1 pseudogene is annotated in these 692 nt (G+C 77.0%); it reads right to left on the bottom strand.

The features are described from left to right. Positions 1-184 precede the first annotated feature (184 nt). Positions 185-692, bottom strand: a pseudogene (locus KS423_RS46730) (hypothetical protein); the annotation flags it as partial.

The raw sequence follows: 692 nt of genomic DNA, 5'->3' as shown, positions 1-692 counted from the left end.
CGGTGGGCACGGGGGAGCCGACCGGCCACCCGGGGTCTTCGGGTGGTACTGCTTCCCGTCGGTCCTGCCGGTCCTGTCGGTCCGGCCGGTCCTGCGGGGTCCTGCGGGGTCCTGCGGTGGTGCTGTTCCAGGTGGGCGACGAGCCCGGGGGGAGTCGCTCGCCCCCCACCCGGAGTTCTGAGGGCTACCTCCCGGCCGACTGCTCGTTCTCGGTCCGGTCGGTCTTGCTCGGGCGGACGTCCTGCGGGTCGGGGGCGGGCGGGACGAGCGGGACGGTCACGCCGGACTTGCCCGGCCTGCCGCCGGTGTCCTGGCCGTTGCCGCCGCTGTCCTGGCTGTTTCCACCACTGCCGGCGCTTCCGCCGCTGTTGGCGTTGCCACCGCTGTTGGCGTTGCCGCTCCCGTTGCCACTGCCGCCGGTCCGGCCGCCGCCGGTGTTCCCCTTGCCGGCTCCGGCGGTCGCGCCGGAGCCGGTGCGGCCGGGGTCGCGCGTCGGGGCGGTGCCGCCCTGGTGGTCGCCGTCCTCGTCACCGATCGCGGCCTTGCAGTAGTCCGCCACCCGGTCCGCGCCGCCGGCCGCCGAGACCAGCGGGCCGTACAGCGGCTCGCCGGCCAGCCGGCTCGGGCGCTCGCCCTTGGCCGTACCGGCGGTGAAGCCGGTGCAGAGGCCGACCAGGGCGGGCGGGACGGCC

The sequence above is a fragment of the Streptomyces sp. LS1784 genome (genome assembly GCF_020103755.1).
Classification (GTDB): domain Bacteria; phylum Actinomycetota; class Actinomycetes; order Streptomycetales; family Streptomycetaceae; genus Kitasatospora.
The sequence above is the reverse complement of the archived record's forward strand: the minus strand, read 5'-3'. Positions and strand labels throughout refer to the sequence as shown.